21 protein-coding genes are annotated in these 25,204 nt (G+C 60.3%); 6 read left to right on the top strand and 15 right to left on the bottom strand.

The features are described from left to right. Nucleotides 1–2: 2 nt before the first annotated feature. The gene (locus B5M42_RS05830) at nucleotides 3–1,454 is read left to right on the top strand and encodes an MFS transporter (RefSeq protein ID WP_167689791.1); all 1,452 of its coding nucleotides are present in this window, start codon (nucleotides 3–5) and stop codon (nucleotides 1,452–1,454) included. 178 nt (nucleotides 1,455–1,632) lie between these two features. Here the strand turns inward: B5M42_RS05830 and B5M42_RS05825 are convergent, their stop codons facing one another. The 4 genes from B5M42_RS05825 to B5M42_RS05810 form a co-directional block, all read right to left on the bottom strand. Continuing rightward, nucleotides 1,633–2,661 (bottom strand): aldo/keto reductase, encoded by a 1,029-nt coding sequence (locus tag B5M42_RS05825; protein WP_134751935.1) that lies wholly within the window; start codon nucleotides 2,659–2,661, stop codon nucleotides 1,633–1,635. Nucleotides 2,662–2,764: 103 nt separating this feature from the next. After that, nucleotides 2,765–3,205, bottom strand: coding sequence for an OsmC family protein (locus B5M42_RS05820; RefSeq protein WP_134751933.1), 441 nt, complete (start codon nucleotides 3,203–3,205; stop codon nucleotides 2,765–2,767). 23 nt (nucleotides 3,206–3,228) lie between these two features. Continuing rightward, nucleotides 3,229–4,038, bottom strand: coding sequence for an ABC transporter permease (locus B5M42_RS05815; protein ID WP_230632758.1), 810 nt, complete (start codon nucleotides 4,036–4,038; stop codon nucleotides 3,229–3,231). 385 nt (nucleotides 4,039–4,423) lie between these two features. After that, nucleotides 4,424–5,641 carry an LLM class flavin-dependent oxidoreductase gene (locus tag B5M42_RS05810; protein WP_230632715.1) on the bottom strand — a complete coding sequence of 406 codons (1,218 nt, stop codon included), beginning with the start codon at nucleotides 5,639–5,641 and terminating at the stop codon, nucleotides 4,424–4,426. 393 nt (nucleotides 5,642–6,034) lie between these two features. On the opposite strand from B5M42_RS05810, the gene B5M42_RS05805 reads away from it, so the two are divergent. Continuing rightward, nucleotides 6,035–7,138, top strand: a complete 1,104-nt coding sequence (locus B5M42_RS05805) for an aliphatic sulfonate ABC transporter substrate-binding protein (protein WP_134751929.1) — start codon at nucleotides 6,035–6,037, stop codon at nucleotides 7,136–7,138. A 134-nt stretch (nucleotides 7,139–7,272) separates the two neighbouring features. On the opposite strand, the gene B5M42_RS05800 is transcribed toward B5M42_RS05805, so the two are convergent. From B5M42_RS05800 to B5M42_RS05780, 5 genes are all read right to left on the bottom strand, one after another. After that, the gene (locus B5M42_RS05800; protein ID WP_134751927.1) at nucleotides 7,273–8,967 is read right to left on the bottom strand and encodes a methyl-accepting chemotaxis protein; all 1,695 of its coding nucleotides are present in this window, start codon (nucleotides 8,965–8,967) and stop codon (nucleotides 7,273–7,275) included. A 118-nt stretch (nucleotides 8,968–9,085) separates the two neighbouring features. Further along, nucleotides 9,086–9,922, bottom strand: a complete 837-nt coding sequence (locus B5M42_RS05795) for a flagellar motor protein MotB (protein ID WP_134751925.1) — start codon at nucleotides 9,920–9,922, stop codon at nucleotides 9,086–9,088. Then, nucleotides 9,919–10,719: a flagellar motor stator protein MotA gene (gene motA / locus B5M42_RS05790; protein ID WP_134751923.1), complete on the bottom strand. Its 801-nt coding sequence runs from the start codon at nucleotides 10,717–10,719 to the stop codon at nucleotides 9,919–9,921. Before motA ends, B5M42_RS05795 begins: the two co-directional genes overlap by 4 nt. 468 nt (nucleotides 10,720–11,187) lie before the next feature. Beyond that, on the bottom strand, nucleotides 11,188–12,357 hold the full coding sequence (gene lplT, locus B5M42_RS05785; RefSeq protein WP_134751921.1) for a lysophospholipid transporter LplT: 1,170 nt from the start codon (nucleotides 12,355–12,357) through the stop codon (nucleotides 11,188–11,190). Nucleotides 12,358–12,363: 6 nt separating this feature from the next. Continuing rightward, entirely contained in the window at nucleotides 12,364–14,517 is a 2,154-nt protein-coding gene (locus B5M42_RS05780) for an AMP-binding protein (protein WP_209280686.1), read from the bottom strand. A gap of 424 nt (nucleotides 14,518–14,941) precedes the next feature. On the opposite strand from B5M42_RS05780, the gene B5M42_RS05775 reads away from it, so the two are divergent. After that, nucleotides 14,942–15,988 (top strand): LLM class flavin-dependent oxidoreductase, encoded by a 1,047-nt coding sequence (locus B5M42_RS05775; RefSeq protein WP_134752171.1) that lies wholly within the window; start codon nucleotides 14,942–14,944, stop codon nucleotides 15,986–15,988. 320 nt (nucleotides 15,989–16,308) lie between these two features. On the opposite strand, the gene ssuC is transcribed toward B5M42_RS05775, so the two are convergent. The 3 genes from ssuC to B5M42_RS05760 are packed head-to-tail and all read right to left on the bottom strand — an operon-like array spanning nucleotide 16,309 to nucleotide 19,377. Then, the gene (ssuC, locus tag B5M42_RS05770) at nucleotides 16,309–17,091 is read right to left on the bottom strand and encodes an aliphatic sulfonate ABC transporter permease SsuC (protein WP_134751919.1); all 783 of its coding nucleotides are present in this window, start codon (nucleotides 17,089–17,091) and stop codon (nucleotides 16,309–16,311) included. After that, nucleotides 17,060–18,259 carry an FMNH2-dependent alkanesulfonate monooxygenase gene (gene ssuD, locus B5M42_RS05765; protein ID WP_134751917.1) on the bottom strand — a complete coding sequence of 400 codons (1,200 nt, stop codon included), beginning with the start codon at nucleotides 18,257–18,259 and terminating at the stop codon, nucleotides 17,060–17,062. Before ssuD ends, ssuC begins: the two co-directional genes overlap by 32 nt. A 38-nt stretch (nucleotides 18,260–18,297) precedes the next feature. Continuing rightward, the gene (locus B5M42_RS05760) at nucleotides 18,298–19,377 is read right to left on the bottom strand and encodes a sulfonate ABC transporter substrate-binding protein (protein WP_134751915.1); all 1,080 of its coding nucleotides are present in this window, start codon (nucleotides 19,375–19,377) and stop codon (nucleotides 18,298–18,300) included. Nucleotides 19,378–19,905: 528 nt separating this feature from the next. Between B5M42_RS05760 and B5M42_RS05755 the strand changes: the two genes are divergently transcribed. The 3 genes from B5M42_RS05755 to B5M42_RS05745 are packed head-to-tail and all read left to right on the top strand — an operon-like array spanning nucleotide 19,906 to nucleotide 21,939. Then, nucleotides 19,906–20,352, top strand: coding sequence for a MarR family winged helix-turn-helix transcriptional regulator (locus B5M42_RS05755; RefSeq protein WP_230632713.1), 447 nt, complete (start codon nucleotides 19,906–19,908; stop codon nucleotides 20,350–20,352). Beyond that, on the top strand, nucleotides 20,349–21,155 hold the full coding sequence (locus tag B5M42_RS05750; RefSeq protein WP_134751913.1) for an ABC transporter ATP-binding protein: 807 nt from the start codon (nucleotides 20,349–20,351) through the stop codon (nucleotides 21,153–21,155). Before B5M42_RS05755 ends, B5M42_RS05750 begins: the two co-directional genes overlap by 4 nt. Next, complete coding sequence (locus B5M42_RS05745; RefSeq protein ID WP_134751911.1) at nucleotides 21,115–21,939, top strand: ABC transporter permease; 825 nt, start codon at nucleotides 21,115–21,117, stop codon at nucleotides 21,937–21,939. Before B5M42_RS05750 ends, B5M42_RS05745 begins: the two co-directional genes overlap by 41 nt. Nucleotides 21,940–22,100: 161 nt before the next feature. Here the strand turns inward: B5M42_RS05745 and B5M42_RS05740 are convergent, their stop codons facing one another. The 3 genes from B5M42_RS05740 to B5M42_RS05730 all read right to left on the bottom strand — a co-directional run bounded on the left by B5M42_RS05740 (nucleotide 22,101) and on the right by B5M42_RS05730 (nucleotide 25,095). Further along, nucleotides 22,101–23,270 carry a MalY/PatB family protein gene (locus tag B5M42_RS05740; protein ID WP_134751910.1) on the bottom strand — a complete coding sequence of 390 codons (1,170 nt, stop codon included), beginning with the start codon at nucleotides 23,268–23,270 and terminating at the stop codon, nucleotides 22,101–22,103. A 167-nt stretch (nucleotides 23,271–23,437) separates the two neighbouring features. Further along, entirely contained in the window at nucleotides 23,438–23,962 is a 525-nt protein-coding gene (locus tag B5M42_RS05735; protein WP_134752167.1) for a DinB family protein, read from the bottom strand. A 257-nt stretch (nucleotides 23,963–24,219) separates the two neighbouring features. Beyond that, nucleotides 24,220–25,095, bottom strand: a complete 876-nt coding sequence (locus B5M42_RS05730; protein ID WP_134751908.1) for a nicotianamine synthase family protein — start codon at nucleotides 25,093–25,095, stop codon at nucleotides 24,220–24,222. Nucleotides 25,096–25,204: the final 109 nt, after the last annotated feature.

The following is a 25,204-nucleotide window of genomic DNA, read 5'->3' as shown; positions in this document are numbered from 1 at the left end:
ACTTGGCACAGGATCAACGAAAATGGTGGATTTTATCGGTTACCAGCTTGGGCGCGCTGCTGTCCTCGCTGAATTTCAGCACCTTGATTATAGCCCTGCCCGAATTGATTCGCGGCTTGCACGCCACGGTTTTTCAAGCGATGTGGATTATGCTCGCCTACATGGTTGCACAAACCGTTGTCGTGCTGCTGGCCGGCAGCATCGCCGACCGCGTCGGCCGCAAACGCCTCTACATGCTCGGCATGATTATGTTTACAATCGTTTCGTTCGTCAGCGGCTTCGCCGGCAGCGCCTCGATGCTGATCATCTGGCGGATTCTGCAAGGCGGCAGCGGCGCGATTCTGATTGCGCTCAGCACAGCAATTGTCGCCGACGCCTTTCCTAAAAAAGAGCTGGGCCGCGCGCTCGGCATCAACATCACCATCGTGGCGATCGGGCAAATCATTGGCCCCGTGCTTGGCGGCTGGCTGACCACCGCCTACGGCTGGGAGTGGACCTTCTGGTTTAACGTGCCGTTTGGCGTCATTTCCGTGCTGTGGGGCTTGTGGGCGATGGGCTTTGCCAAAGAAAAAGTCGCATCCGAAGCGAAAAAATTCGATCTCGGCGGCCTGATCACCTACGTGCTGTCCGTCACGGGCCTGTTGCTCACGCTCACCTGGGGACCGCTGCAAACGTGGAACTCCCCCATCGTCTGGCTGTCCGCAGCCGCTTTCCTGATCTGCTTCCCGATCTTCATCCTGATCGAACGCAAGCACCCGTCGGCGCTGCTGCACATTCCGCTGCTGTTGTATCGCACCTTCTCGATGGGCGTTTATTCCGGGGCGCTGAACGCGCTTGTGCGGATGGCCATTATGTTTATGCTCATCTTCTATTATCAGGGCGTCATGGCGTACGATGCGTTAAAAGCAGGCATTTTGCTCATTCCGCTTGCCGTCGGCATGCTGATTTTCGCTCCGATTTCCGGCTGGATCGGCGACCGCTTCGGTGAAGTCGTTCCGGCGACCCTTGGCCTGATCATCAGCATGGGCGGACTGGTCGGCTTGACCATGAACGCCAACGCCGACAGCTCATATGTGTACCAAGCGATCTGGATGATCGTCATCAGCATCGGCTCCGGCCTGTTCAACTCGCCGAACACCGGCAGCGTTATGAATGCCGCAGGGCCGAATTACCGCGGTGAAGCGTCCGGCATCCTGTCGCTGCTGCAAAACGTCGGGATGATTTTCAGCATCGCCCTCGTCATGCCGATCATTACGAGCAACATTCCCAAAGACGCGATGATGGCGATTTTCTCTGGCACAATGGTTGGTCTCGACGGCGCAGCCGCATCGATGAGCGGCTTCATTCACGGCCTGCATATCGTGTTCTACTCAATGGCGGCTCTGCTGATCGTCGCAGCGGTCATGTCCTATTTCCGCAAAAGCAAAAACGGCGAAGTCCTCAAATCGCACTAAGCGGATAAAAAGAAACGGCGGCCCCAAACGCATCGCGAATATGCGTTTGGGGCCGCCTTTTTGCTGCTGCCGTATAGATGCCTGCCGTCTCATGGGAGAAGAGAAGCCCGCTGTGAGTGTTTCGGCAGCTCACCGCCAAGCGGCGCTCTCAGCGGGGAGCCAGCCACGTTCGCGGCGGTCAGCCCCGTGCAGCAGCGACCGGCGCCGACGCCGCAACGCCGGGCTGCTCCGCTGCGCGTACAACCGCGTCGAGCTCGGCCAGCTCAGCCGAATCCAGCCGCGCGCCGGCGATCTGCGCCGCTTCGCTCACGTGCTGCGGCCTCGATGCGCCGAGAATCGCCGACGTGACCGCGGGCTGCGACAGCACCCAGGCGAGCGCCAGCTGGCCGAGCGTCAACCCCTTGCGCGCGGCGACCGGCTTCAGCCCTTCCACGATGCGGAAGTGCCGTTCCTGCTCAAGCAGCGCCTGCAGCCGCTGCTCGCCGGCCGCGCCGCGCGTACCCTCCGGGGCCGCTTCTCCGAAGCTGTATTTGCCCGTCAGCAAACCGCGCCCGAGCGGGCTGTACACGAGGACCCCGACACCCTCGGAAGCAGCCAGCGGCAGCAGTTCACGTTCAATATCGCGCGCAAGCAGGCTGTATTCCGGCTGCACGCTTTCGAATCGGTGCAAGCCCAGCCGCGCCGAAATACCGTGCGCTTTGGCAATTTGCCAAGCGGCATAGTTCGAGCAGCCCACATAGCGCACCTTGCCCTGCCGCACAAGATCGTCGAGCGCGCGCAGCGTCTCCTCCAGCGGCGTCTCTTCATCGAAACGATGCACCTGATACAAATCGATATAATCCGTCTGCAGCCGTTTCAAGCTGGCTTCAACCGCCCGCGCAATATGATAGCGACTTTGCCCGGCATCGTTGACGCCGAGACCGACGCGCCCGTGCACCTTGGTCGCCAGCACCAGCTGCTCGCGGCGGCTGCCGAGCAGCTTGCCCAGAATCGCCTCCGATTCGCCCGTGGCCAGCGGATTGCTGCGGTCCATGCCCGAGCCGTACACGTCGGCCGTATCAATCAGCGTAATACCTGCCTCCAGCGCCGCGTCCAGCACCGCTGCCGATTGCCGTTCATCAATCCAACGGCCAAACGCCATCGTACCCAAACTGATCTCCGACACCTTGAGTCCCGTTCTGCCCAATCTTCTATATCCAATTGCCATATCTCCAACGCCTCTCTTCTATATAATTATACGAGTATCACCTGATCCCGAAGGCGCGTCAGCGGCCTTGGTCACAGCACCTCAAGCCACACAAGCTCCTGCTTCAAGCCGCGCCTTCGTCTGCGACCGCCGCCGGCAACTCTTCCAGCTCCTCCCGCACATCAACGAACGTAACGGCAATCGAAGGATGAATCGTCCGCACCACCTTGCAATGCTCACGTACATACGCAAGCAGCTCCTGCCGCTGATCGATCAGCGCCTCGCCTTCGAACAACACGCGAAACTCCACTGCCGCAATTCGCCCGGCCTCATCGAGCCGATCCTCCGCTTGAATCCGCACCTCCGAAACCTCATAGCCCAGCTTGACGGCTCGATGCTTGAGCGTCCCTTGCGCGCAGGCGGCTGCGCCGATCAGCCACAGCTCCGTCGGCCGAAAGCCGATATTCTCGCCGCCCCGCTCCACGCCTTGGTCGAGCACGACGCTGTGTGTGCCGGCCACGGCCAGCACACTTTTCTTCCCGATCGAATGGACCGCAATCTTCATTTCGCTCCCACCATCCCTTTCCGTTATCCGTTAAAGCTGTCACGCCACTGTAACAGCCGCTTCTCCAAATACCGCACCAGCGAATCCGAGCCCTTGCCCACGACGGCAAAAATCACAATCCCGACAAACACAATCGCCGTTTGCGAGAATTGCCGGGCATCGAGAATCAAATAACCGACACCCTCGCTGGAGCCCATCAGCTCCGCGACGACAAGCCCCAACCAGGCTACCCCGATCGACAACCGCAGTCCAAGCAAAATATTCGGCAGCGCCGCCGGCAACACCAGCTTCGTAATCTGCTGCAAGCGGCTGAACTGCAGCACCCGGGCCACGTCAAACAGCTTCGCGTCGACGCTGCGGATGCCGAGAAACGTCTGCACATACAAAGGGAAAAAAGCTCCCTTGGCTATCAGTAAAATTTTAGAAAATTCACCAAATCCGAACCACAAAATAAACAGCGGTGTCACCGCCAAATGCGGAATCGTGCGCAGCATCTGCACGGAAGGATCCAACGACTGCTCGAATCTGCGAAAAAGACCGACCAACACGCCAAAAAGCAGACCCAGACTGCCGCCTAGCGCAAAACCGATTGCGGCCCGCCACAAGCTGATGCGCAAATGCTTGAAAATGTCCCCGCTGACGGTCAAATCGTAGAAAGCGCGCGCAATATCCAGCGGCGTCGGCAAAATCGTCGAGGATACAACGCCAAGCGTGCCTAACGCCTGCCACACTGCGACTACGACGATCGGCAGCACTGCACCGCGTGCTATCGCCGCCCATCGGCTGTCTGCTCCCGCCTTGCGCGGCTCGACGCGTTCTTCCGCGCGCTCCACCGGGACGGCGGACTCCTTCGCCCGCCTTGGCTCTGGGCGCTTTTCCAAGCGCTCCCGCAAGACACCGGATTGCTCTGTTTCTCTTCGCTCTGCCCGCACCTCCACCTGTTGCGCCGAACCACCGGACTCCCTCGCTTCTTTTCGTTCCGCTTGTTCTTGCGCACGCTCGGCCAAGACGCCCGTCTTCTCCGATTCCCCGTCGTCCGGCCTGCTCAACGCTCCGCTCGCAGCCGCTGCTTCGGCGTCTGTCGCAGATTGCGGCGCTGCAGCCGGCCTGCGCGCCGCAGCTGCCACCGGCTGGCTTCCCGTAATCACCTCTGATGGACTCATCTCATATCTCCTTTATATCCGCATGGCGGTTTATCGGGTCACCTATTCGCTTAACCTAAACTGTACTGCCAGCTGCCGCCCGCAGCTGCTTGCGCTCGGCCAGCTTCCGCTTCACAAGCGGCAGCAGCAGCTCGCCGGTATACTGCGACTCCTCCAGATTCGGATAACCGGACAGCACAAACGATGAAATGCCCAAATCGACGTATTCCAGCAGCCGATCCGATACCTGCTCCGGCGTGCCGACCAGCAGCATCGAGCCGCCGCCGCGAACAATCGATAGACCGGCCCACAGATTCGGCGCCAGCACATAATCATTCGACCGGGATAGCTCGCGCAGCTCATTTTGCCGCTTCTGGTTCGTCGCATCCGTCTGCGTAAAGCGCTGTCCGGAATACTCCAGCGCCTCGCGGTCCACCCTGCTGATGATGTCCCACGCCTCGCGCCAAGCCTCCTCTTCGGTCTCCCGAACGAGCACCTGAGCCCGCAGACCGTATCGCAGCTGACGGTCAAGCCCCTGATCGCGCTTCAGCTCGGCGCGCAGCTGCTCCAGCTCGGCGATTTGCCCGGAGATCCAGTCCAGCGGCTCGGCCCACAGCAGGTACACATCGGCCGTCTCCGCAGCCGTTCGCTTGCCCGCAGGCGAACTTCCGCCAAAATACAGCGGCGGATGCGGCTGCTGAACTGGAGCCGGGAAGCTGGCCCCGCCTTCGATATCGTAATATTTTCCGTGAAAATGCACCTTCTCCGTATCGGCATACGTCTGGTTCCCGGCCAGGAACTTCGCGGTTTTTCCCTGCGCATTCGTCCAGACCTGCTTGACGATCTGCAAAAACTCGCGCGTCCGCTCATACCGCTCATCATGCGCATGCGCCAGTGGATCGCCGGTCGCCGTCAAATCGCCGGGGCTGCCCCCGGTCACCACATTAATCAGCGCCCGCCCGCCGCTGACATAATCCAGCGAAGCGGCCATCCGCGCCGCCAGCACCGGAGCAATCAGCCCGGGCCGCATCGCCACCAGCGGCTTCAGCGTCTTCGTATGCGACGCAATCGTCGAGCCGACGATCCACGCATCGATGCAATTGCCGCCCGTCGGAATCAGCGCGAATGTAAAGCCCGCCCGCTCAGCCGCTTGCGCAACCTCAATCATATACGCGCTCGTCGATTCCCGCTCCGGCGGCACGCCGATGTATTTGCCGTCGCCCGTCGTTGGAATAAACCAGCCGAACTCCACCTCATGATCCACATCTCCCGCTTGCTTGCGCTGCTCTGCCACCTGCAATCAGCTCCTCACTCCATTTTGGATAAGCAAAAAAGACCTTCTTCTCATCCCTCGCGGACAAAAAGAAAGTCTCCAGTGAACCGGTAGACGAAATAAAACCAATAATACAAACCGAATTACTCGGATATAGAACGATCATAGCACCTGTTTTTTTCCTCGTCAACCCTCACTTGGCAAAAAAAACCGATTCATAATTCACTATACCCACTTGAATAGTCGGATTAAACATGCTAACATGACTAATCAAACAGCTACAGCGCCCATTGGTTCACCAAAGGCTCCCGGCTGCCGGACTCCATTCCGGTAGGCTCGCGGAGTCTTTTTTCGTTCCCCGGCTTGCCAAGCGCTGACGCAAACAACCTGCATATCCCAAAGGAGGCATCACCCATGAAAAGAAACACGTTGTACACGCCCTTATCCGTTTTCTCCGTCTTACCCGCCCTGCTGGCAATCCTGCTGCTTGGCATCCTCACCGCTTGCAGCCAAGCCGGCTCGGCCGCCCCGGCCGGAGCTTCTCCCGCCGCCGCGCAGACCGCATCGGCAGCCGAAGCGTCCCCCCCGGCTTCCCCGGCTGCTGCCAAAGACAAAGTTGTCGTCAACATCGGTGTACAGGGCAAAACCGGCATCCTCGTCTACGCCCGGGAAAAAGGTTACTTTGAAAAAGCGTTCGCAGCCGTCGGCGCCGAGGTCAAATGGAACGAATTCGCCAGCGGCCCGCCGCATTTTGAAGCATTGGCTGCCGGCCGGCTTGATTTTGGCGGCACCGGCGGCACGCCCGTCGTCGCCGGTCAGGTCGGCGGCGTTGATTTTCGCGCAATCGCCGTTACCAGCGACGGCCGCAAAGGCAATATGATCGTGATTCCCAAGACCAGCCCGATCAAGGAGCTTAAAGACCTCAAGGGCAAGAAGGTCGCCGTGGCCAAAGGCAGCAGCGCCTACAACTTCCTCTATCTGGCCATCGACAAAGCGGGTCTGAAGGGCGATGACGTCAAAGTCATCCAGCTTCAGCCCGACGAAGCCCGCCCCGCGCTCGATAGCGGCGCCGTCGACGCTTGGTCGATTTGGGAGCCTTACGCTACCACCGCCGTCTTCCAGGCCGGCGCGAAAATTCTCGTCTCCGGCGAAGACCTGAACATCAACGCGCCGGGCTTCCTGATCGCCCGCACCAAATTCACGCATGAGCATCCCGATTTGACCGTGCTGTTCCTGAAAACCTATGAAGAAGCTCGCCGTTACTATGTCGCGCATCAAGACGAGGTCGCCAATGAGCTGGTGCAAACGCAAAAGCTCGACAAGCAAATCATTACGACCGTCCTGAAAAACGCCGACCCGATCCTCTCGCCCACAACGCCGGAATTTGCCAAGGCTCATCAGGAGCAAGCCGACTTCCTCTACAAAGCCGGCGCTATCAACAAGCAGCTCGACACCTCCAAAGTCCTGGACAATACGTTCGTCGAGCAAGCCCTCAAGGAGCTGGGGGGCCAACCGTAACGCTTAATCCACGTTCGTCACAACGCCACAGGATGCAAGCCGGCTGTCCGCCCCTGCACGCTACCACGTGCATCCGACAAAAAAATCCCTCCCCGGCAGCCGCCGACAGGAGGGATTTGCTGTGTCTGGAAGGCTTAACGCCCGCCGGTTTTAAACTCCCTGAGCAACGCCGACAGCTTGTCGGCCGTATCCGCCATCGATTGAATCGACGTCATCATTTCCTCCATCGAAGCCAGCTGCTCCTGACTGGAGGAAGACATCTCCTGGCTTGCCGCCGCCCCGGCTTTGGCCTGCCCGCTCAGCTCCTGCGACATTCGGCCGATCAAGCCGCTGCCTTCTCCAAGCAAAGCGATGGAATCGGAAACCTCGCCGATTTTGCCCGACACTTCGCCAAACAGCGCTTGCAGCCCTTCAAAAATATCATTGACGCGCCGCGTCTGCCCAACGCTCGTGCGGACTTCACCGCTGCCGAGCTGCATCGCTTCAACCGCTTCCGCCGTCGCTTGGCGCACCTCTTCGATCAGCTCGCTAATCTGACCGGCCGAGAGCAGCGACTGCTCGGCCAGCTTGCGCACCTCCTGCGCCACGACCTGAAAGCCGCGACCGGATTCCCCGGCGCGCGCCGCTTCAATCGCCGCATTCAGCGCGAGCAGATTCGTCTGATTCGCCAGCCCCTGAATCATCCCGGCAATGCCGCCGATCTCTTCCGAGCGCGAGCTCAGCTTCTGCACGAGCGTAAAGCCGCTCTGCACATAACGGTCGGCGTCTTCCATGCGCTCCAGCGCCTCAACCAGCGCTTCGCCGCCCTGCGACGCCGCTTCGGAGGCGTCGCCGGCCAGCCGCTTCACATCGCGGCTGCTTGCGCCGAGCTGGCCGAGCCCCTCATTCATCCGGCCGATGATATCGGCGCTTTGCTCCGTCTCGGCCAGCTGCTGCTCCGCGCCTTCAGCCAGCATCTGGCTGCGCGCCGCGATCTGCTCGGCCGAGCGCCGCACCTGCAGCGCGCCTGCGGCCAGCTGCTCCGCAGACGACGCCACATGCAGCGCCGAGCCCTGCGCTTCGCCAATCACGCCGCGCAAATTGCGGAGCATCGCGTTGAAGCTGTCGGCGAGCTGGCGAATCTCGTCCTTTGACTTGACCACGATCTCCCGCGTCAAATCGGCGCTGCCTTCGGCGATTTCCTTGAGCTGGCGGTTGATGCCCGTCAACGGACGCAGCGAGCGCAGCAGCACAAAGCCCATCGCTACCCCTGCGATCAGCGTCAGCGCCATCAAGCCCTCCAGCACGTAGTTGCTGCGCGACGCCTCGCGCTCAATCGACGCCACATCGCCGTTCAGCCGCTGCTCCTGCTGCTGGAGATATGCGGTGATCAGCGGGTCCAGCGCCTTGCGCGCCGTTCGCTCCGGACCGAGATGCTGCTGCTGCGCCTCCGCCTTGGCGCCTTGCGCATACAGCTGCAGCGCCAGCTCGCTCGCCTGCACGTAAGCGCTGTAATTCGCGTCGATCGTTTCCTTGATTTTCAGCTCCTCCGGCGACAGCGGCAGCGCAGCGAGCGTTTTCAAATAACTGTCGATATCGGCCCTCTTGCTGTCCATCTCCCCGGTAAACGTTGCATCGCCAGTCAACAGGTAACCGCGCTCGTCGTTAGACAAGCCGGCCAAACGGAATTGTATGGATTTCAGTAAAAAGCGGACGTTCTCATCCTTTTGTACGATGCTTTCGTAATGAGTGCGCATTTGATGATTCGATACCATAGCTACAGCCCCGGCAATCATCATCAACACAATACTGGCGGTAAAACAAACAATCACCCGCGTTTTCAATTTCAAGATGTCCACTCCCTGCAGATGTATTTCCACAAAATATACCACAATTCGACAAAATCTGCGATAAGGAGTTCTCGGCCCGTGCGACTGCAACAGCGCAAGGCCGACCGTGCGGCGGCTGTCAGCCGCCTTCTTTTGCGGAAAGATGGCGTAAAATGCTGACTTCCACGCGCCGATTCGCCGCGCGTCCTTCGGCCGTGCCGTTATCGGCCACCGGATGATATTCGCCGTAGCCGACGGAGTAGAACAGCGACGGATCGATCTTCCCTTTATCCAGCAAAATTTTCATAAAATTCAGCGCCCGCTTCGCGCTCAAATCCCAATTCGTATCGAACTCGGCGTTGCGGATCGGCTGATTGTCCGTATGCCCGGCCACCTCGATCCGGTAGCCCGGATATTCGCCGAGCATGCCGGCCATCGCTTGCGCCAGCGCCTTGGCATTCGTCTTCACGGTCGCCGAGCCGGAATCGAACAACGCACGGTCGCTGATCGTCACCATCAGCTTTTCGCTCGACAAATTCGTCGTCAACTGGCCGCTGAGCCCATTGTCGGCAATAAAACGATCCAGACTGACCTTGAGCCGGCTCAAATCCTCCTCTTCCTTCCGGCGCTGCGCTTCTGCCGCATCCGTCGCAGCACCCGTGCCGGCGCTGCCCGCCGCTGCCCCGCTGCCCGTCCCCGTCTGCTTCTGCGAGCCGTCCGGCTTGCTGCTCGCCTTCGTCGTCATGTTCGCTTCATCGTTGATCGGCACAAGCGTCGACGTTTCGAACGGATCGGCCCCGCCGGTGAACGCCGCGTTAAGCGATTTCATCACCGTGTCGTATTTTTTGGCGTCAATCTGGCTCGAAGCGAACAAAATAATGAACAACGCCAGCAGCAACGTCAGCAGATCGGCGTACGGGATCAGCCAGGACTCGTCGATATGCTCTTCATGATCGTGTTTTTTGGACTTGCTCACTGGTCCCCACCGTCCTTGGCAGGCGGCGTATCGCTATATTCAGCTCGTTTGGCGTTAGGAATGAAAATCAGCAGCTTTTGCCGGACCGAATTGGCCGACACGCCGGATTGAATCGACAGCAGCCCCTCGACCATCATCAGCTTGATTTCCACCTCGCGCTTCGACTTCATCTTCAGCTTGTTGGCAATCGGATGCCACAGCACATAGCCGCTAAAAATCCCCAGCAGCGTCGCCACGAAAGCCGCTGAAATCAAATGACCGAGCTTCTCGATCTCGTTGAGATTGCCAAGCGCCGCGATCAGCCCGACCACCGCCCCAAGCACGCCAAGCGTTGGTGCGTATGTACCCGCCTGGGTAAAGATAAGCGCGCCCTTGCGGTGCCGCTCCTCCATCTCCGAGATGTCCTCCAGCAGCACATCGCGCACGAATTCGTGGTCGTTGCCGTCGATGATCAGCCGCATGCCGCTTTTGAGAAACGGATCGGTCAGCTCCTCGGCCTTGGCCTCCAGCGACAGCAGCCCCTCGCGGCGGGTAATTGAAATCCAGTCGACGAACATGTCGATCAGCTCTTTTTTGGTGGCCAGCTTTTGCTGGGTGAATACAATCGTCATCAGCTTCGGAAACCGCTTCATCTCTTCCATCGAAAACGCAATGAACAGCGCCGCCGCCGTCCCCCCGAAAATGATCAGAAACGCTGCCGGATTGAGCAGCGCCGCCAGGCTCGCCCCCTTGAGCACCATCCCGACGCCGATTGAGACGACAGCCAGCACGATGCCGATAATCGAAGATTTTTCCATTTGTCCAGCCCCTCTTCCCGTAAAATACACGCGGCGTCCCCCGTCAAACGCGCTGCCTCGCGTTGGCTATGTACCCGACACGGAACAACAACAGTCCCGCTTGTCGAAAAAAATAGCTATGCGCTTTCATCATAAAACGCGCGCTTCCTTTGCGGCAACGGACAAAAAATGGATGGCAGTCGGACAGTCGGGCAGCGACCGGCGAGAAGATGCGCGGTCCGGGCATGACCGGAGCGATGGGTGCTCCGGCTGGCCGTGGAATGCCGCCTGAAGGATGGGCTCCGGGGGCGCGCGGAGATGACAGCAGGATTGGCGGTGGCAAAGCAAAAAACGCGCATCGTCGCGATACGCGTTGTGCTTCCGATAAGCCAGTGTGTGAAAATAAAGCGCGCCTGCCGCAGCGTCCTGACCTCGGACCGCATTGAGGAAGATGACGACCCCGGCTCCGGCCGGCGGCGCTCCCTTGCCCTATGCCGCTGCGCCGCCGAGCAGCCTGCGCCGCTGCAGCGCCAGATAGCCGACGAACAACGCGAGAATCAGAGCAATCGCGATCAGCGAGCCGTCTGTCGAAAAGCCGTGCGCCGAGATTTGCGTGTAGCCGCCGACGCCGAGCAGCATCAGCAGATTTTCCACGAAATTTTGAATCGCAATCGTTTTGCCCGCGCCGACCTTGCGCTGCCCTTCATCCTGCAGCACGGTATTCATCGGGACGATGAACACACCGCCGCAGAAGCCGACCACGAGCAGCAGCGCTACGGTCACCGGCAGGCTCGATACGAGCGGGAACGCAAGCAGCGTCAGCAGCAGCAACAGACCGAATACGAGCGAATTGTAATATTTGCCCGCGGGCAGCAGCTTGGGCGTCAGGAACGCGCCGAGCATAATGCCGATGCCGATCACAGCGACGAGCAGCGAAATTTGATCCACAGAGGTCAAGCCAAGATGGGCGGGAATCCACGCGAGCACGGCGAGCCGCACTACGGCCGAGGTCATCCAGAACGAGCCTGTGCCGATCAGCGAGAATCGCGTGGTGCGATCGCTCAGCAGGCGGGCGAAATCGAGGAAAAAGCGCCTCATTTCGCGGCCGTAGCGGATGGAGCTGTTTCCCGCCATACGGGGAATGCGCAGCGTCAACGCAAGAGATAACAGGTAAAAAACAAGGCAGACGGCCATTGAGCCGAGCAGCGACCATTTCGCCAGCAGCCCTCCGGCCACCGAGCCGAGCAGGATCGCAAAAATCGTGTAGCCCTCAATGCGCGCGTTCGCCCGCAGCAGTTCATGCTCGTCGTGGGTCAGCGCCGGGAGAATGCCGTATTTCGCCGGCGAATACAGCGCCGCGCCGATGCCAACGACCGCGTAGCTGACTGCCGGATCAAGCCCGAGCAGCAGCATCGCGATGCCCACGGCTTTGACTGCGTTGCCGATCAGCAGCACGTTGGACTTGCTATGTTTGTCGGCAAACGCGCCGACGAACGGCGCAAGCACGACAAAGGCGACAAGAAAGCACGCCTGCACGACGCCGATGTACATGTCCGGCAGCTGCTTGTTTTGAATGAGGGCGAGCGTAATAAACAAAATCATATTATCGGCAAAAGCGGAAATAAACTGGGTAAAATATAACGTTTGAAGCGGCTTCATGCGGCTTCACTCCTCTTCGTCCGCCCGTTGGGCGATGGATTTTAAGGCCGGATAGTCGATTTTACCGCTGCCCAGCAGCGGCAGCTTGTCGAGATAACGCAGCGCCGACGGCGCATAGAGCGGAGAATGTCCGGCCTGCCGGACGGCGTCCTTGATCGCGGCGAGCGACGCGGCCGGAGCATTATGATAAAGCACGATGCGCTCGCCCTTGCGCTTGTCGCTAACAGCGACAGCTGCGCAAAGCGCCTGCGGCATGACCGAGGCGGCCAATTCCTCGACGACGGTCAGGGAAATTTTTTCCCCGCCGATTTTGGCAAATGCCTGCGCCCGGCCCTGAATCGTCAGGAAGCCGCGTTCGTCGATCCGCACAATATCGCCGGTCGCATACCACTCCGGACAAGGCTCGAAGCCTTTGCCGTGCAGCAGGTAGCCCTTCATCACATTCGGCCCCTTGACTAGCAGGCTGCCGCCTTCAGCGATGCCCTCCACCGGCTCCAGCTTGTACGCGATGCCCGGCAGCAGGCGGCCCACCGAACCGCGCTTGGCATACATCGGCGTGTTCAGCGAAATGACCGGCGCGGTTTCCGTCGTGCCGTAGCCCTCCAGAATGCGGATGCCGAATTTGTCCATCCACAGCTGACGCACCTCGTCCTTCAGCCGCTCGGCCCCGGCCACGACATATTTGAGCGAATGGGCAAAATCATACGGATGCGCGGTGCGGCCATAAGCCGCCAGAAACGTCGATGTGCCGAACAAAATCGTAATGTTGCGGTCATACGTCAGCTCGGGAATGACTTTATAATGAAGCGGATTCGGATACAGCACAACCTTCATCCCGGACAATAGCGGCAGCAGCGTACCCGCCGTCAGCCCGAAGGAGTGGAACATCGGCATCGCGCCGAGCAGCGAATCCGTCTGGTTAAAAGCAATGACCAGCCGCGCCTGCTGAACGTTGGCATACAAGCTGCGGTGCGTCAGCACGACGCCCTTGGGCTTGCTTTCGCTGCCCGAGGTGAACAGGATCACCTCATTGTCCTCCAGCGGGCCGCCGCGGCGCAGCGCGTAAGCGAGCCAGCCGCGCAGCTTGTCGGCCGGCGCGAGCTGCTTGCGCACGTCTTCGAGATAGACGATGCGCTGGTTGCGCGCAGCGGCGGCGGCGATGAAATCGCCGAGCTGCGCCTTGTCCACGAACGTCCGCGACGTGACGATCGTGGTCGCCGACGCCGTCTCGCAGGCGTCGAGCATCGTTTGAGCGCCGGCGGAGTAGTTAAGCAGCGCCGGCGTCAGGCCCTTGCGGAACATGGCGAACAAGGTGACGACATGGGCCGCGGTATTGGGCAGCAGCACGGCTGCCCGGCGCTCGCCGCGGAGCTCGGCGGCCAGCCGCTCCGCGAGCACGCAAGCAGCGAGCAGCAGCTGCTTGTAGGTCAGCTTCGTCTGCGCGACTGCGTCCTCGCAGACGACAAACGAGCGGCCGTAACGGCCGGCCGCGTCGCGCAGCTCATTGTACAAATTGAGCTGTAGCGGGAGGCGGCTCGCAAGCAGGTGCTCCGTCATCCGGCTGCGGATGACATCGGTCGCTTGCTCTTTTTGCACGCGCATCGAAACCCCTTCCCGTTTCTCGACCTGAAACGGCGTGCCGATGGCGATGCGCGTGCGCGGGAACCCTACCTGCCGCAGCTTGCCCTTCATATAAGAGAGCCGGGAGCGTTCCAGCCCGTCGATGGCTACGGGGAACAGCTGCGCCTGCGATTTTAACGCGATGTAGCCGATCCCAGTGTACACCTTCATCATGCTGCCCGTCGTTGTGACCCGCCCTTCGGGAAATACGACCAGCGGCGTGCCTTTCACGACCGTTTTCAGCATCGTCCGCACCGCATACGGGTTCAGTGGATCGACCGGGATCAGCTTTCGCAGATAGCCGACCCAACGGATGCGCCGGGCCATTTGCGTATTGATGACAAATGCGACCTCCTGCGGCAAATAAAGCGCCAGCAGCAGCGCATCCAGCAGCGAAACGTGGTTGGGAATCAGCACCGCGGGGCGGGAGAAATCCAGCTTCTCCAGCCCGCTGATCCGCAGGCGGAACAGCGCGCACAAAAGCGGCCGCAGCAAAGCGGCCATTCCGGTGATCCATAAACGCAGCAGCTTCGTTCGCATAACGGCGTTACCTCCTGTTTAGCAGCAGCTTCTCTTAATACCTGCTCCTAAATGTATTGTATGCGGATCGGCCGATCGGCCCTAGTACTAACTTCTTGTAGTACCACTGTATGGCGTGGGCAAACAAATAAGCACCCTGCGGGGTGCTTGGGGACGGGAGCAAAGCTGAGTTGGAATCCGTAACAAGTAAAAATCTGATGGAAAAGCTAATTTTGTGCTCGCACAGGACTGCGTATCCGTGTGGACAAACCTTATGGCCTTTCTGTCAAGTTGTTGTCCAAATCAGGAGAACCCCTCCGCAGCCCCACCCGCCAAGACCTCCTCCTGCACACGCTTCCCTTTACTTACTATTCATGATATACTTTAAAAAAATAAGCAAATGACGCAAAGGAGGCGTTCCACCATGCAAGCTCCGGCTGCAGCGATGGAAATTGGCATCAGCACTTTTTTGGAAGCAACGCCTGATCCGGCGACAGGGCAGGCCATCAGCCACGCCGAGCGGCTGCGAGATGCGGTCGAGGAAATCGTGCTCGCCGATCAGGTCGGGCTCGATGTGTACGGCATCGGCGAGCATCATCGCGCCGACTATGCGGCCAGCGCCCCGGCGGTTGTGCTGGCCGCAGCCGCGACGCAAACGAAGCGCATTCGCCTGACGAGCGCGGTGACGGTGCTGTCTTCGGACGATCCGGTGCGCGTGTATCAAGCGTTCTCGACGCTGGACGGGCTGTCCAACGGACGTGCGGAAATTATGGCCGGGCGAGGCTCGTTCATCGAATCGTTTCCGCTGTTCGGCTACAGTCTGGACGACTACGATGAGCTGTTCGAGGAAAAGCTGGAGCTGCTGCTCGCCTTGCAGGCGTCCGAGCGCGTGAGCTGGCGCGGCGGTCACCGTCCGGCGTTCCGCGATCTCGGCGTGTACCCGCGTCCCGTACAAAGCCCGCTGCCGGTCTGGATTGCCAGCGGCGGCAATCCGGAGTCGGCGGTGCGCGCCGGGATGCTTGGCCTGCCGATCGCTTTTGCGATTATCGGCGGCATGCCGGAGCGCTTTGCGCCGCTCGTCGAGCTGTACAAGAAAGCGGCGGTCAAGGCTGGTCACGATCCGGCCAAGCTGCAAATCGCCACGCATTCGCACGGTTTCGTCGGCGAGACTAGCGAACGGGCCGCGGAGCTGTTCTGGCCGCCGATGCAGGCGCAGATGAACGTGATCGGCCGCGAGCGCGGCTGGCCACCTTACGACCGCAGCGCCTTCGACGCGGCGCGAAGTCTGCGCGGCGCGCTGTATGTCGGCGATCCCGAGTTTGTCGCGGAGAAAATCGTGCTGCTGCGCCAAAACCTCGGCGTGACGCGCTTTTTTCTCCACATCAACGTCGGCACGATGCCGCACCGCGAGGTGCTGCGCGCCATTGAGCTGCTCGGCACCAAGGTCGCGCCTATTGTGCGCAAGGAGCTGGAGCGGGCCGCGCGGGCCTGAATCTCGCCTTGCATCTCTGCTCAAGCGAACAGCCGAAGTCGGGCCGTATGGGGCAGTAGCAGGTCGCAAGCAAGAAGGTAGTTAGTGACGTTCGAGCGACAGGCGAGCGGCAGGTTGTACGCCAAGCGACAATCGAGAACAATCCGGTAAGCCAAGCGACAATCGAGCGTCAACAGAGCGGCAGTCCGGCATCCGACAAGCCAAGCCGCTGGCGAACGGCAGCCAGGCAGCGGCAGGCATGCCGCTTTGAAACAAACAAACACGGCACGAGCGGAAGATACAACCGCCGAGCCGTGTTTGTTTGTTTTTTTCAAAGCCGCCTATTGGTTTAAATAATTCGGATGCCAGCCGAGCCAGCGCCGCTCCAGCACCTTGGCCATGTAATCGGACAGCTTGCCGAGCAGCGCATAGATGACGATGCCAAGCACGACGACGTCCATCTGCATAAATTCGCGCGCATTCATCGCCATATAGCCGATGCCGGAATCGGCCGAAATCGTCTCGGCGACGATCAGCGTAATCCACATAATGCCAAGCGCGAAGCGGACGCCGATCAGAATCGACGGCAACGCGCCGGGCAGAATCACCTTCCAGAACAGGCGCAGACCGCGCAGGCCGTACACCTTGCCCATTTCCACCAGCCCCGGATCGACCGAGCGGATGCCGTGGAACGTGTTGAGGTAAATGGGAAACGATACGCCAAGCGCCACCAGAAACAGCTTCGCTTCCTCGCCGATGCCGAACCAGAGGATGACCAGCGGAATCATCGCCAGATGCGGAATGTTGCGCAGCATTTGCATGGAGGTATCGGTCAATTTCTCGGCGATCGGCAGCAAGCCGTTGACCAGGCCGATCGCAAAGCCGATCCCGCCGCCAATGGCAAAGCCGATGAACGCCCGCTTCGTGCTGATGCCGATGTAGGTCAGCAGCGTGCCTTTTTGCGCCAGATGCCATGCAGCCCTGACTACGGACAACGGCGTTGGCAAAATCCGCGTGGAGATGAAGCCATATTGACCGAGCAACTGCCACACGACAATGATAACGGCCGGCAGCGCCCAGGGCAGCAACTGGTTATAAAGCCGCTTGGGCCGTCTCGTGGTCATGGGCCAGCCCCGCTTTCTGCGCCTTGGGCAGCTCGGTGTTCGCCACCAGCTCGCCAAACGGGCTGATGAAGGTCGTTTCCCCCGAACCGCTGCCGGCAGCCGTCTTGCCGTGCGGCTGAGCCAGCGGCAAATGCGGGAACAGCAGCTCTGCTGTGCGGTAAGCCTCTTCCAGATGCGGATATCCGGAAAGAATGAACGTCTCGATGCCAAGCTCGGCGTATTCCTTCATCCGTGCCGCTACCGTCTGCGGATCGCCGACCAGCGCAGTCCCGGCTCCTCCCCGCACCAGCCCGATGCCGGCCCACAAATTCGGACTGATCTCCAGCTTCGAACGGTCGCCGTTATGCAGCTCGGCCATACGCCGCTGTCCCTCCGAGTCCATCCGGGCAAAAATCTGCTGCGCGGCCGCAATCGTTGCGTCGTCGAGCTGCGAGATCAATTCATCGGCTGCAAGCCAAGCCGCTTCCGCTGTCTCGCGAATAATGACGTGCAGCCGGATGCCGAAGCGCAGCATGCGTCCCTGCTCCGCCGCCCGCTTGCGCATCCGCGCGATTTTGTCCGCAACCAACGCCGGGGGTTCGCCCCACGTCAAATACACGTCGATATGGGAAGCCGCTACGTCCATCGCCGCAGGCGACGAGCCGCCAAAATACAAGGGCGGATACGGGCTTTGCAGCGGCGGATACAACACCTTGCCGCCCTTGATGCGCAAATGCTCGCCCTCATGGTCGACCTGCTCGCCGGACAACTCCCGACGCCATATGTCCAGAAACTCGTCGGTCAGCGCATATCGCTCGTCATGATTGAGGAACAAGCCGTCCGCTTCCATTTCCTGCGGATCGCCGCCAGTTACAACGTTGACGAGCAGCCGTCCGCCGGATAAGCGGTCGAAGCTTGCTGCCATGCGCGCCGCAAGCGTCGGCGACATCAGGCCGGGACGGATGGCAACGAGAAACTTGAGCCGCTCCGTCACCGGAATCAGTGACGATGCCACCACCCAAGCGTCCTCGCAGGAGCGCCCGGTCGGCAGCAGCACGCCGCCAAAGCCCAGCTCGTCGGCGGCTTGGGCAATTTGCCGCACATAGGCATAGTTGACTGCTCGCGCCCCTTTACTTGTGCCCAAATATCGGCCGTCGCCGTGGGTCGGAATAAACCAGAAAACCTCCATGATGATCCAGCTCCTTTGCCTCTGCAGGATAAAGTATGTTATTTCGCAGCCGCGTCTGTTTTCAGCCGGGCGTCCTTAACGGAAATTGGCTTGGGAATGAGCCCCAGGCGATGAAAGGTATCGGCAATTTGCTGCTGCGCCGCCAGCACTTCGTCATCGATCGGCACGACGCCGTAAGCCCGGCGCTTCGCCGCCGTTTCCAGCGAAGGAACGTCAATGCCCAATTGCGGCGACAGCGTTTCAGCCAGCTCCTTGTTATGATCCTTGGCCCACGTATCGACGCGACCGAGCTGCTCCAGCAAAGTCTGGATCACAACCGGATTCGCTTCGGCAAACGCGCGGCTGGCCAAATAAAATTCATGATTGGCTACGGCATCCTTACCGTCAGCAAGCACCCGCGCCTTCGTCGCCGATTGAGCAGCGGCAAAAAACGGATCCCAGATCACCCAAGCGTCGACGCTGCCGCGCTCGAAGGCGGCCCGTGCATCGGCCGGCGGCAAAAATACCGGCTGGATATCCTCATATTTCAGCCCGGCTTTTTCCAGCTGCTTCACCAGCAAATAGTGAACATTGGAGCCCTTGTTGAGCGCGACCTTCTTCCCCTTGAGTTCCGCTACGCTTTGGAGCTGCGAGGTTGCGGGCACCAGAATCGCTTCGCTCTCGGGACTGGCCGGCTCGTGAGCCAAGTAAACAAGCGGCGTTCCGGCGGCTTGGGCAAAAATCGGCGGCGCTTCGCCCGTATGCCCGATATCGACACTGCCAACGTTCATCGCTTCCAATAACTGCGGACCGCCGGGAAATTCGGTCCATTGCACGGCATAGCCCTTGGCCTGCAGCGCTTTGTCCAGCTCTCCGTTCGCTTTGAGGAAATTCATCGTGCCGTATTTCTGAAAGCCGATACGCACCGTTGTGCCGACCTTCTGGTCGGTTTTGGCGTCTTTGTCTTCAGCGGATTGGGCAGTAGCGGTTGCTTGACCGCTTTCGTTGCCTGCCGGTGCCGACGTCTGACTGGCGCAGCCGGTCAAAGCCGTCAGCAGTAGCGCCGTCAGCGCAATCAGCAGCGCGGCATTGCTTTTGATCATCGAAACTCTCATTGGCTTGTTGATCTCTCGTCTCATGTTTTCTAACCCCTTCATCTGTCTATTGGATAGATGGCGCCGCTTGACGCCTGACGCCTGTTCGTCCGGACGAACCGTGCGTGCCGCAGCCCGAACCAACAAAAAAGACACTGCCGTCTTCAACAAGGCCGCGTCTCAACGCTTCCCCGCTAAAGTCATCTACAGTGTCTCCGGTGATCCGGTCGATACTTGATAATTCATATAAAATTACTTGGTTTTAAATGTACCATCGCTGGCTTGCGCCGTCAATGCTTTTTCTGCAAAAAAATCCGGCAGCGGGCAACAGCAGTAGCCCATCTACAGGCCGCATACCTGCTTCGATCCGAGCATTTTATATTTTAAACCTATATATAATTGTACAAGAGATTATTGATTTAGACTATTTTTTCAGCAATAAATCGTAAAACACCATTGCCACTTATATAGCTTTCCTATATAATTGCCGATAAAGACTCCAGCATGGAGCAGCAGCTCCGCGCGGTTTGCAGCCGCCGCCGCACCACTACTTATTGATGCGAAGAGGAATCGATGATGAACCAACGTGACCAGCTTGACCAATTGGCAACCGCCTTGCAAAATGTGAACCGCTACCTGCGCTACAGCACCTTCGGCCATGAAAATAGCGCGATTACCCGCGTGCAGTGGGTGCTGCTGCGCACCTTGTACCGCCACCCCGGTCTGCCGATCGGCCAACTCGCCGACCGTCTTGGCGTGCGGCAGAGCACCGTCTCGCAAATGCTCGACAAGCTGGAGGCGTCCGGCTACGCCGTTCGCCGCCCGCATCCGCGCGATACGCGCGTCAAAACGGTCGAGCTAACGGAAGCCGGCCACGACCTGATTCGCCGCACGGAAGCTTCGTGGACGGAAGCGCTGGTCGGCCCTTTCGAGCAGTTCAGCCCCGGCGAACGGCTGATGCTCGTCGAGCTGCTGCAGCGGCTTTCCGACGCTTTACCGAAAAGGGAGGAATCGCCATGAACGCACCTGTTGTTTCTGTGAATGCGCTGAGCAAGCGCTTCGGCAGCTTTCAGGCTGTCGACGCCATCAGCTTCGAAGTTGCGCCCGGCGAGTGCTTTGGCCTGCTCGGCCCCAACGGTGCAGGCAAATCGACGACGATTAAAATGATGACGACGCTGCTCCGCCCGTCCGCCGGCGTTATCTGTATCGGCGGCTTTGACGCCGCCAGACATCCGGCCCGCGTCCGCGAGCGGATCGGCTATGTGCCGCAGGCGATTTCCGTCGACGGAGTGTTGACCGGCTATGAGAATCTGGAGGTCATGGGCAAGCTGTTCGGCCTCAGCCGCCAGGAGCGCAGCGAGCGGATCGCCGACGTGCTGGCGATGCTCGATCTGGAAGACGCCGCCGGGCGCAAGGCCAGTACGTATTCCGGCGGGATGATCCGACGGCTGGAGATCGGGCAGGCCATTCTGCACCGGCCCGACGTGCTGTTCCTCGACGAGCCGACCGTCGGGCTCGATCCCGTCGCCCGCAAAGCGGTCTGGGCCTACATCGAGCAGCTGCGCGAGCAATTCGGCATGAGCATCGTGCTGACGACGCACTATATGGACGAAGCGGACGCGATGTGCTCGCGTCTGGCGATTATGAGCAAGGGGCGGATGGCCGCGCTGGGCACCGTCGACGAGCTGAAGGCGCAGACCGGGCTGGAGGACGCGAGTATGGACGACGTTTTTGCTTTTTTTGCCGGAAGCTTCGATTCTACGCAACAAGGGGGAATGAAGGATGCCGCACGCAGCCGCCGCACCGCAAGACGCCTCGGGTAGACGCATTCGCACGCCGCAAGCGCTGCTCTATTTGCAGCACGTTTGGCTAATCATCGACATTGAGCTGAAAAAGTTGCGCAAGGATCCGACCGAGCTGCTCATGCGCGCGATCCAGCCAATGCTCTGGCTGCTCGTGTTCGGCCAGGCGTTCAGCCGCATTCGCGGCGTGCCGACGGGTGGAGCGGATTATATGTCGTTCCTCGCGCCGGGGATTTTGGCGCAATCGGTGACGTTTGTTTCGATTTTTTACGGCATTTCGATTATTTGGGAAAAGGATATGGGCCTGCTGCAAAAATTTCTCGCCACCCCGATCCGCCGCTCGGCGATGATGATCGGCAAGATGCTGTCGGCGTCGCTGCGCGCGATCAGTCAAGGCATCATTATTCTGCTGCTGTCGCTGCTGCTTGGCGTCAAGCTTGATTGGGGCGTGGGGCAAGTGATCGGCGTGTTCGTCACGGTGATTCTCGGCGCGGCGTTTTTCGCCGGGATGTCGATGACGATTGCGGCGCTTGTCCGCACGCGCGAGCGGATGATGGGGATCGGGCAGGTGATTACGATGCCGTTGTTTTTTGCGTCGAATGCGCTGTATCCGATTTCGATTATGCCCGCTTGGCTGAAGGCCGTCGCCACCGTCAACCCGATGAGCTACCTCGTCGACGCGCTGCGCGGGCTGCTGCTGACGACGCAAAGCGCTTCGCTGGCGCTCGATTGGGGCGTGCTCGTGCTGGCCGGCGCAGTGATGGCGACATTGGCCAGCCTGCTGTATCCGCGGATTGCCAACTGACGGCTGCGGCGGGCGAAAAGCTCTGACGGCCGATCGGTCGCGGGAAAACGATGAGTTTGCGGAAAAACGGAGGCGACGACGGGGCGCTGAGCGAGTGACGCGCCGGGGAGCGCTCGCCAGATCGGCGCACTCAGCGTGCAGCGCTCCGCACGGCCGGCCCTCTACGCGCGAAGCGCCGCCTCCAGCCGCTCCAGCGCTTCTTCGAGCACGGCGCGCGGACACGCCAGATTAAGGCGGACGAATCCGTCTCCGCCGGCTACAAACGTATCGCCGAAATTGACGGCGATTCGTGCCCGCTGCACAAAAAACTCGTGCAGCTCGGCATTGCTGAGCCCAAGCTTACGGCAATCGAGCCATACGAGATACGTGCCTTCCGGTTCGGCGAAGCGCAGCTGCGGGAAGCGCTCGTCGACCCAGGACCGCAAGAGCGCAATATTTCCGCGAATATAGGCGAGGCAGGCGTCCAGCCACGCCTCGCCTTCGCGGTAAGCGGCGGTCGTTGCGACGAGCGCGAACGTGTTGGGCGCGCCGATGAAAGCGCGCTGGACGGCCTGCCGATACGCAAGGCGCAGCTTGCGGTCGGCGATGACGACGCTGGCCGACTGCAGGCCGGCAAGGTTGAACGCTTTGCTCGGCGAGATGCAGACGACGGTACGGGCTGCCAACGTCTCGGACAGCCGGGCAAACGGCGTATGTGTATGCGGCGCGAAGACGAGATCGGCGTGAATTTCATCGGACGCAACGATGACACCGTAAGCTTCCGCTAATCGACCGACCGCTTCCAGCTCGTCCGGCGTCCATACCCGGCCGACGGGATTATGCGGACTGCACAGCAGCAGCAGCTTGACGCCTCCCGCCAGCTGTCGCTCCAGCTCGTCCATATTCATCCGATAGCGGCCGTTCTCGTCGGCTGTCAGCTCATGGCAAACGAGCCTGCGGTCGTTACGCTCCACGACCTCCTTGAACGGCGGATAAACCGGCGTCGGGATCAGCACCTGATCCCCCGGCTGCGTAAACGCCTGCACGCAATAATGCAGCGCAGGCACTACGCCCGGCGCATGCGCCAGCCAGTCAGGCTTGATCGCCCAGCCGTGACGGCGTGCCAGCCAGTCGACAATGGCCGACGTATAGGCGTTGTCGGAGAACGTATATCCGAATACGCCGCTTTCCGCCCGATGCCGGATCGCTTCCAGCACTGCGGGCGGAGCGGGAAAATCCATTTCCGCGACCCACATCGCCAGTAAATCTGGGGCTCCGTATTTGGCTGCCGCATAATCCCATTTCAGCCCCCCGGAACCCGGCGGCTCCAGCTTGCGGTCAAAATCAAACATTGTCGCATCTCCTTTTTTGCAGATTGAGCTTTAGCTGCTTGATCTGTCAATCTGACATCTGTATGAAAAAAAGCACCTGTTCGGTCCACTCGTGCGGAGACCAACACGATCAAACCCGCCCCCGGCTTAGCGGGGCAAGCGGTTGTGTGCGGAGCGCTGCTGCAAGCTCATTTTTTCAAAATGCTCAAGTAAGCGGACCAAGGGCCTACGTCCTCGCGATACCGCTCGGCCATGACCCGCATAATCTGCGACGTATGCGTTAAATCGTGCACCACCCACGTCGACAGCAGCTCGCGCAGCTTGACGACGCCAAATGCCGGATGCAAGCCGGTCCGCTCCAGATCCCGCTGCGGATCGACCAGCTGCTGCAATCTGTTGATGTTCGCCTGCCGCACCCGCTGAAATTCATCGAGCTTATGTTCCAAAGTCGTAGCTCCCGTATGCGGCAAATGCGCAAAGCGATCAAAAACCGGGAACTCGCGGCTTTCTCCTTCACGCAATATCATCTCCACCTTGGGCAGCCAGTTGGTCGTTTCCGCTTCGATCAGATGCCCGACCACCTCTTCGGGATTCCACGTGCCTTCGCCCTCGCGGCTCGCCAGCCAGCCCGCGGACAAGCCGGACAACCAGAGGCGTAGCACCTGAGGGGTCCGCTCCAGCAGTTCCATTGCTTCCTGAAGGTCAAAATTCACCATAGCCGCCCTCCATCCCAAAAATCAAACTTGATACGTCCATTATAACGGCCATCTCCCAATCTGGACAGCCCGCCGCTGCTTACCGTCAGGTCTACTCTAATCCAGGTTACAGGCGTTCAAGTTCCGGCGGCTTGAATCGAGACCAAACGCAGCGCCTTACGTCCATCGTGCCAGCGCAAGCTCAGCCATCGGCATGGCTCACTCCGGCACGCGCCGCCGCGGCCTGCGCCTCGCGCCGAACGACCCGCTGCCGCTTACGGAGACAGCCGATAAAACAACGTCGAGTTGATCACCTCGCCGTTGCCTGACGACTGTCCCAGCTTGCGGCAGCCCAGCCCTTCGAGCCCGGCTTCGTCTACGGGCTCATACAGCAGCGTGCGCACGCCTTCGGCACTGCGCACGGCCAACGCCGCGCCCGGCCGCGTTACGCGGATCTGCCGGGCGACTGCGCGCTTGTCCGCCACAAGGCTGGCGACCAGCGCCAGAGCATGCCCGCCGTAGTCATACGCTTCGCCGGCGGCGTGCACAACCGGCAGCGCGTCTTCGAGCCCGAGCCGCGCCAGCAGCCGCTGCGCCGCCACGCAAGCGGTGCGGTTGTTGTCCACGCAAACAACCTGTACCCCGGTGGCGGCTTGCAGCAAAATCGCGCTGAGCGGCAGCGGCCCGCTCCCGACAAAAACCGCCGACATCCCGGCTCCGCCGCCCGGCAACAGCTCCAGCTCCTGCAAATGACGCAGCTCCAGCGCAAGCAGCGCCTCATAGTTCGCATAGTACGGAAACGCGCCCAGCGAAGCCAACGTCAGCGCTGGCTGCCGTCCGAGCCGCTCGGCATAAAAGTGTTCCAGCGCCCCTTCCGCTATGCTTAATTTGCCAAGCAGCCGTTCGCGCAGACGGCGAATGCGCTCGTCCGCCAGCACCGCCCGCTCCTCTGCCGGGGTATAGGTCAGGCCAGCCAGTCCGACCAAACGGGACAAGACGGCATTAATCAGCGGATTGGCCGGGGACAGATCCCTTTCGCGCTCCAGCGCGGCATCGGCCGTCAGCGCCGCTGCAATCAGCGCTTCCACGACCGGCTGCCGGTTTACGGTGACCGCGCAAGAGCCCGCCATATCGTATTTGATCCTTTTCATCCAGCATCATCCCTTCTTTCCCCCAATATATGCGCGCGTTACCGGCGCCATTCGACCCTTGTCCGCTGCCGAAAAAGATTTTCGCCAGTTCCGCCGGGAGCCTGCTCCC

The organism is Paenibacillus athensensis (assembly GCF_004514475.2).
Lineage (GTDB): Bacteria > Bacillota > Bacilli > Paenibacillales > NBRC-103111 > Paenibacillus_AL > Paenibacillus_AL athensensis.
This window is presented reverse-complemented; position numbering and strand designations above follow the sequence as displayed.

Excerpts from the sequence above, each read along its gene's own strand:
- B5M42_RS05825 (WP_134751935.1), bottom strand. The coding sequence starts at position 2,661 with ATGGCAATTGGATATAGAAGATTGGGCAGAACGGGACTCAAGGTGTCG.
- B5M42_RS05820 (WP_134751933.1), bottom strand. The coding sequence starts at position 3,205 with ATGAAGATTGCGGTCCATTCGATCGGGAAGAAAAGTGTGCTGGCCGTG.
- B5M42_RS05805 (WP_134751929.1), top strand. The coding sequence starts at position 6,035 with ATGAAAAGAAACACGTTGTACACGCCCTTATCCGTTTTCTCCGTCTTA.
- motA (WP_134751923.1), bottom strand. The coding sequence starts at position 10,719 with ATGGAAAAATCTTCGATTATCGGCATCGTGCTGGCTGTCGTCTCAATC.
- lplT (WP_134751921.1), bottom strand. The coding sequence starts at position 12,357 with ATGAAGCCGCTTCAAACGTTATATTTTACCCAGTTTATTTCCGCTTTT.
- B5M42_RS05780 (WP_209280686.1), bottom strand. The coding sequence starts at position 14,517 with ATGCGAACGAAGCTGCTGCGTTTATGGATCACCGGAATGGCCGCTTTG.
- B5M42_RS05775 (WP_134752171.1), top strand. The coding sequence starts at position 14,942 with ATGGAAATTGGCATCAGCACTTTTTTGGAAGCAACGCCTGATCCGGCG.
- ssuC (WP_134751919.1), bottom strand. The coding sequence starts at position 17,091 with ATGACCACGAGACGGCCCAAGCGGCTTTATAACCAGTTGCTGCCCTGG.
- ssuD (WP_134751917.1), bottom strand. The coding sequence starts at position 18,259 with ATGGAGGTTTTCTGGTTTATTCCGACCCACGGCGACGGCCGATATTTG.
- B5M42_RS05760 (WP_134751915.1), bottom strand. The coding sequence starts at position 19,377 with ATGAGACGAGAGATCAACAAGCCAATGAGAGTTTCGATGATCAAAAGC.
- B5M42_RS05755 (WP_230632713.1), top strand. The coding sequence starts at position 19,906 with ATGATGAACCAACGTGACCAGCTTGACCAATTGGCAACCGCCTTGCAA.
- B5M42_RS05750 (WP_134751913.1), top strand. The coding sequence starts at position 20,349 with ATGAACGCACCTGTTGTTTCTGTGAATGCGCTGAGCAAGCGCTTCGGC.
- B5M42_RS05745 (WP_134751911.1), top strand. The coding sequence starts at position 21,115 with ATGCCGCACGCAGCCGCCGCACCGCAAGACGCCTCGGGTAGACGCATT.
- B5M42_RS05740 (WP_134751910.1), bottom strand. The coding sequence starts at position 23,270 with ATGTTTGATTTTGACCGCAAGCTGGAGCCGCCGGGTTCCGGGGGGCTG.
- B5M42_RS05730 (WP_134751908.1), bottom strand. The coding sequence starts at position 25,095 with ATGAAAAGGATCAAATACGATATGGCGGGCTCTTGCGCGGTCACCGTA.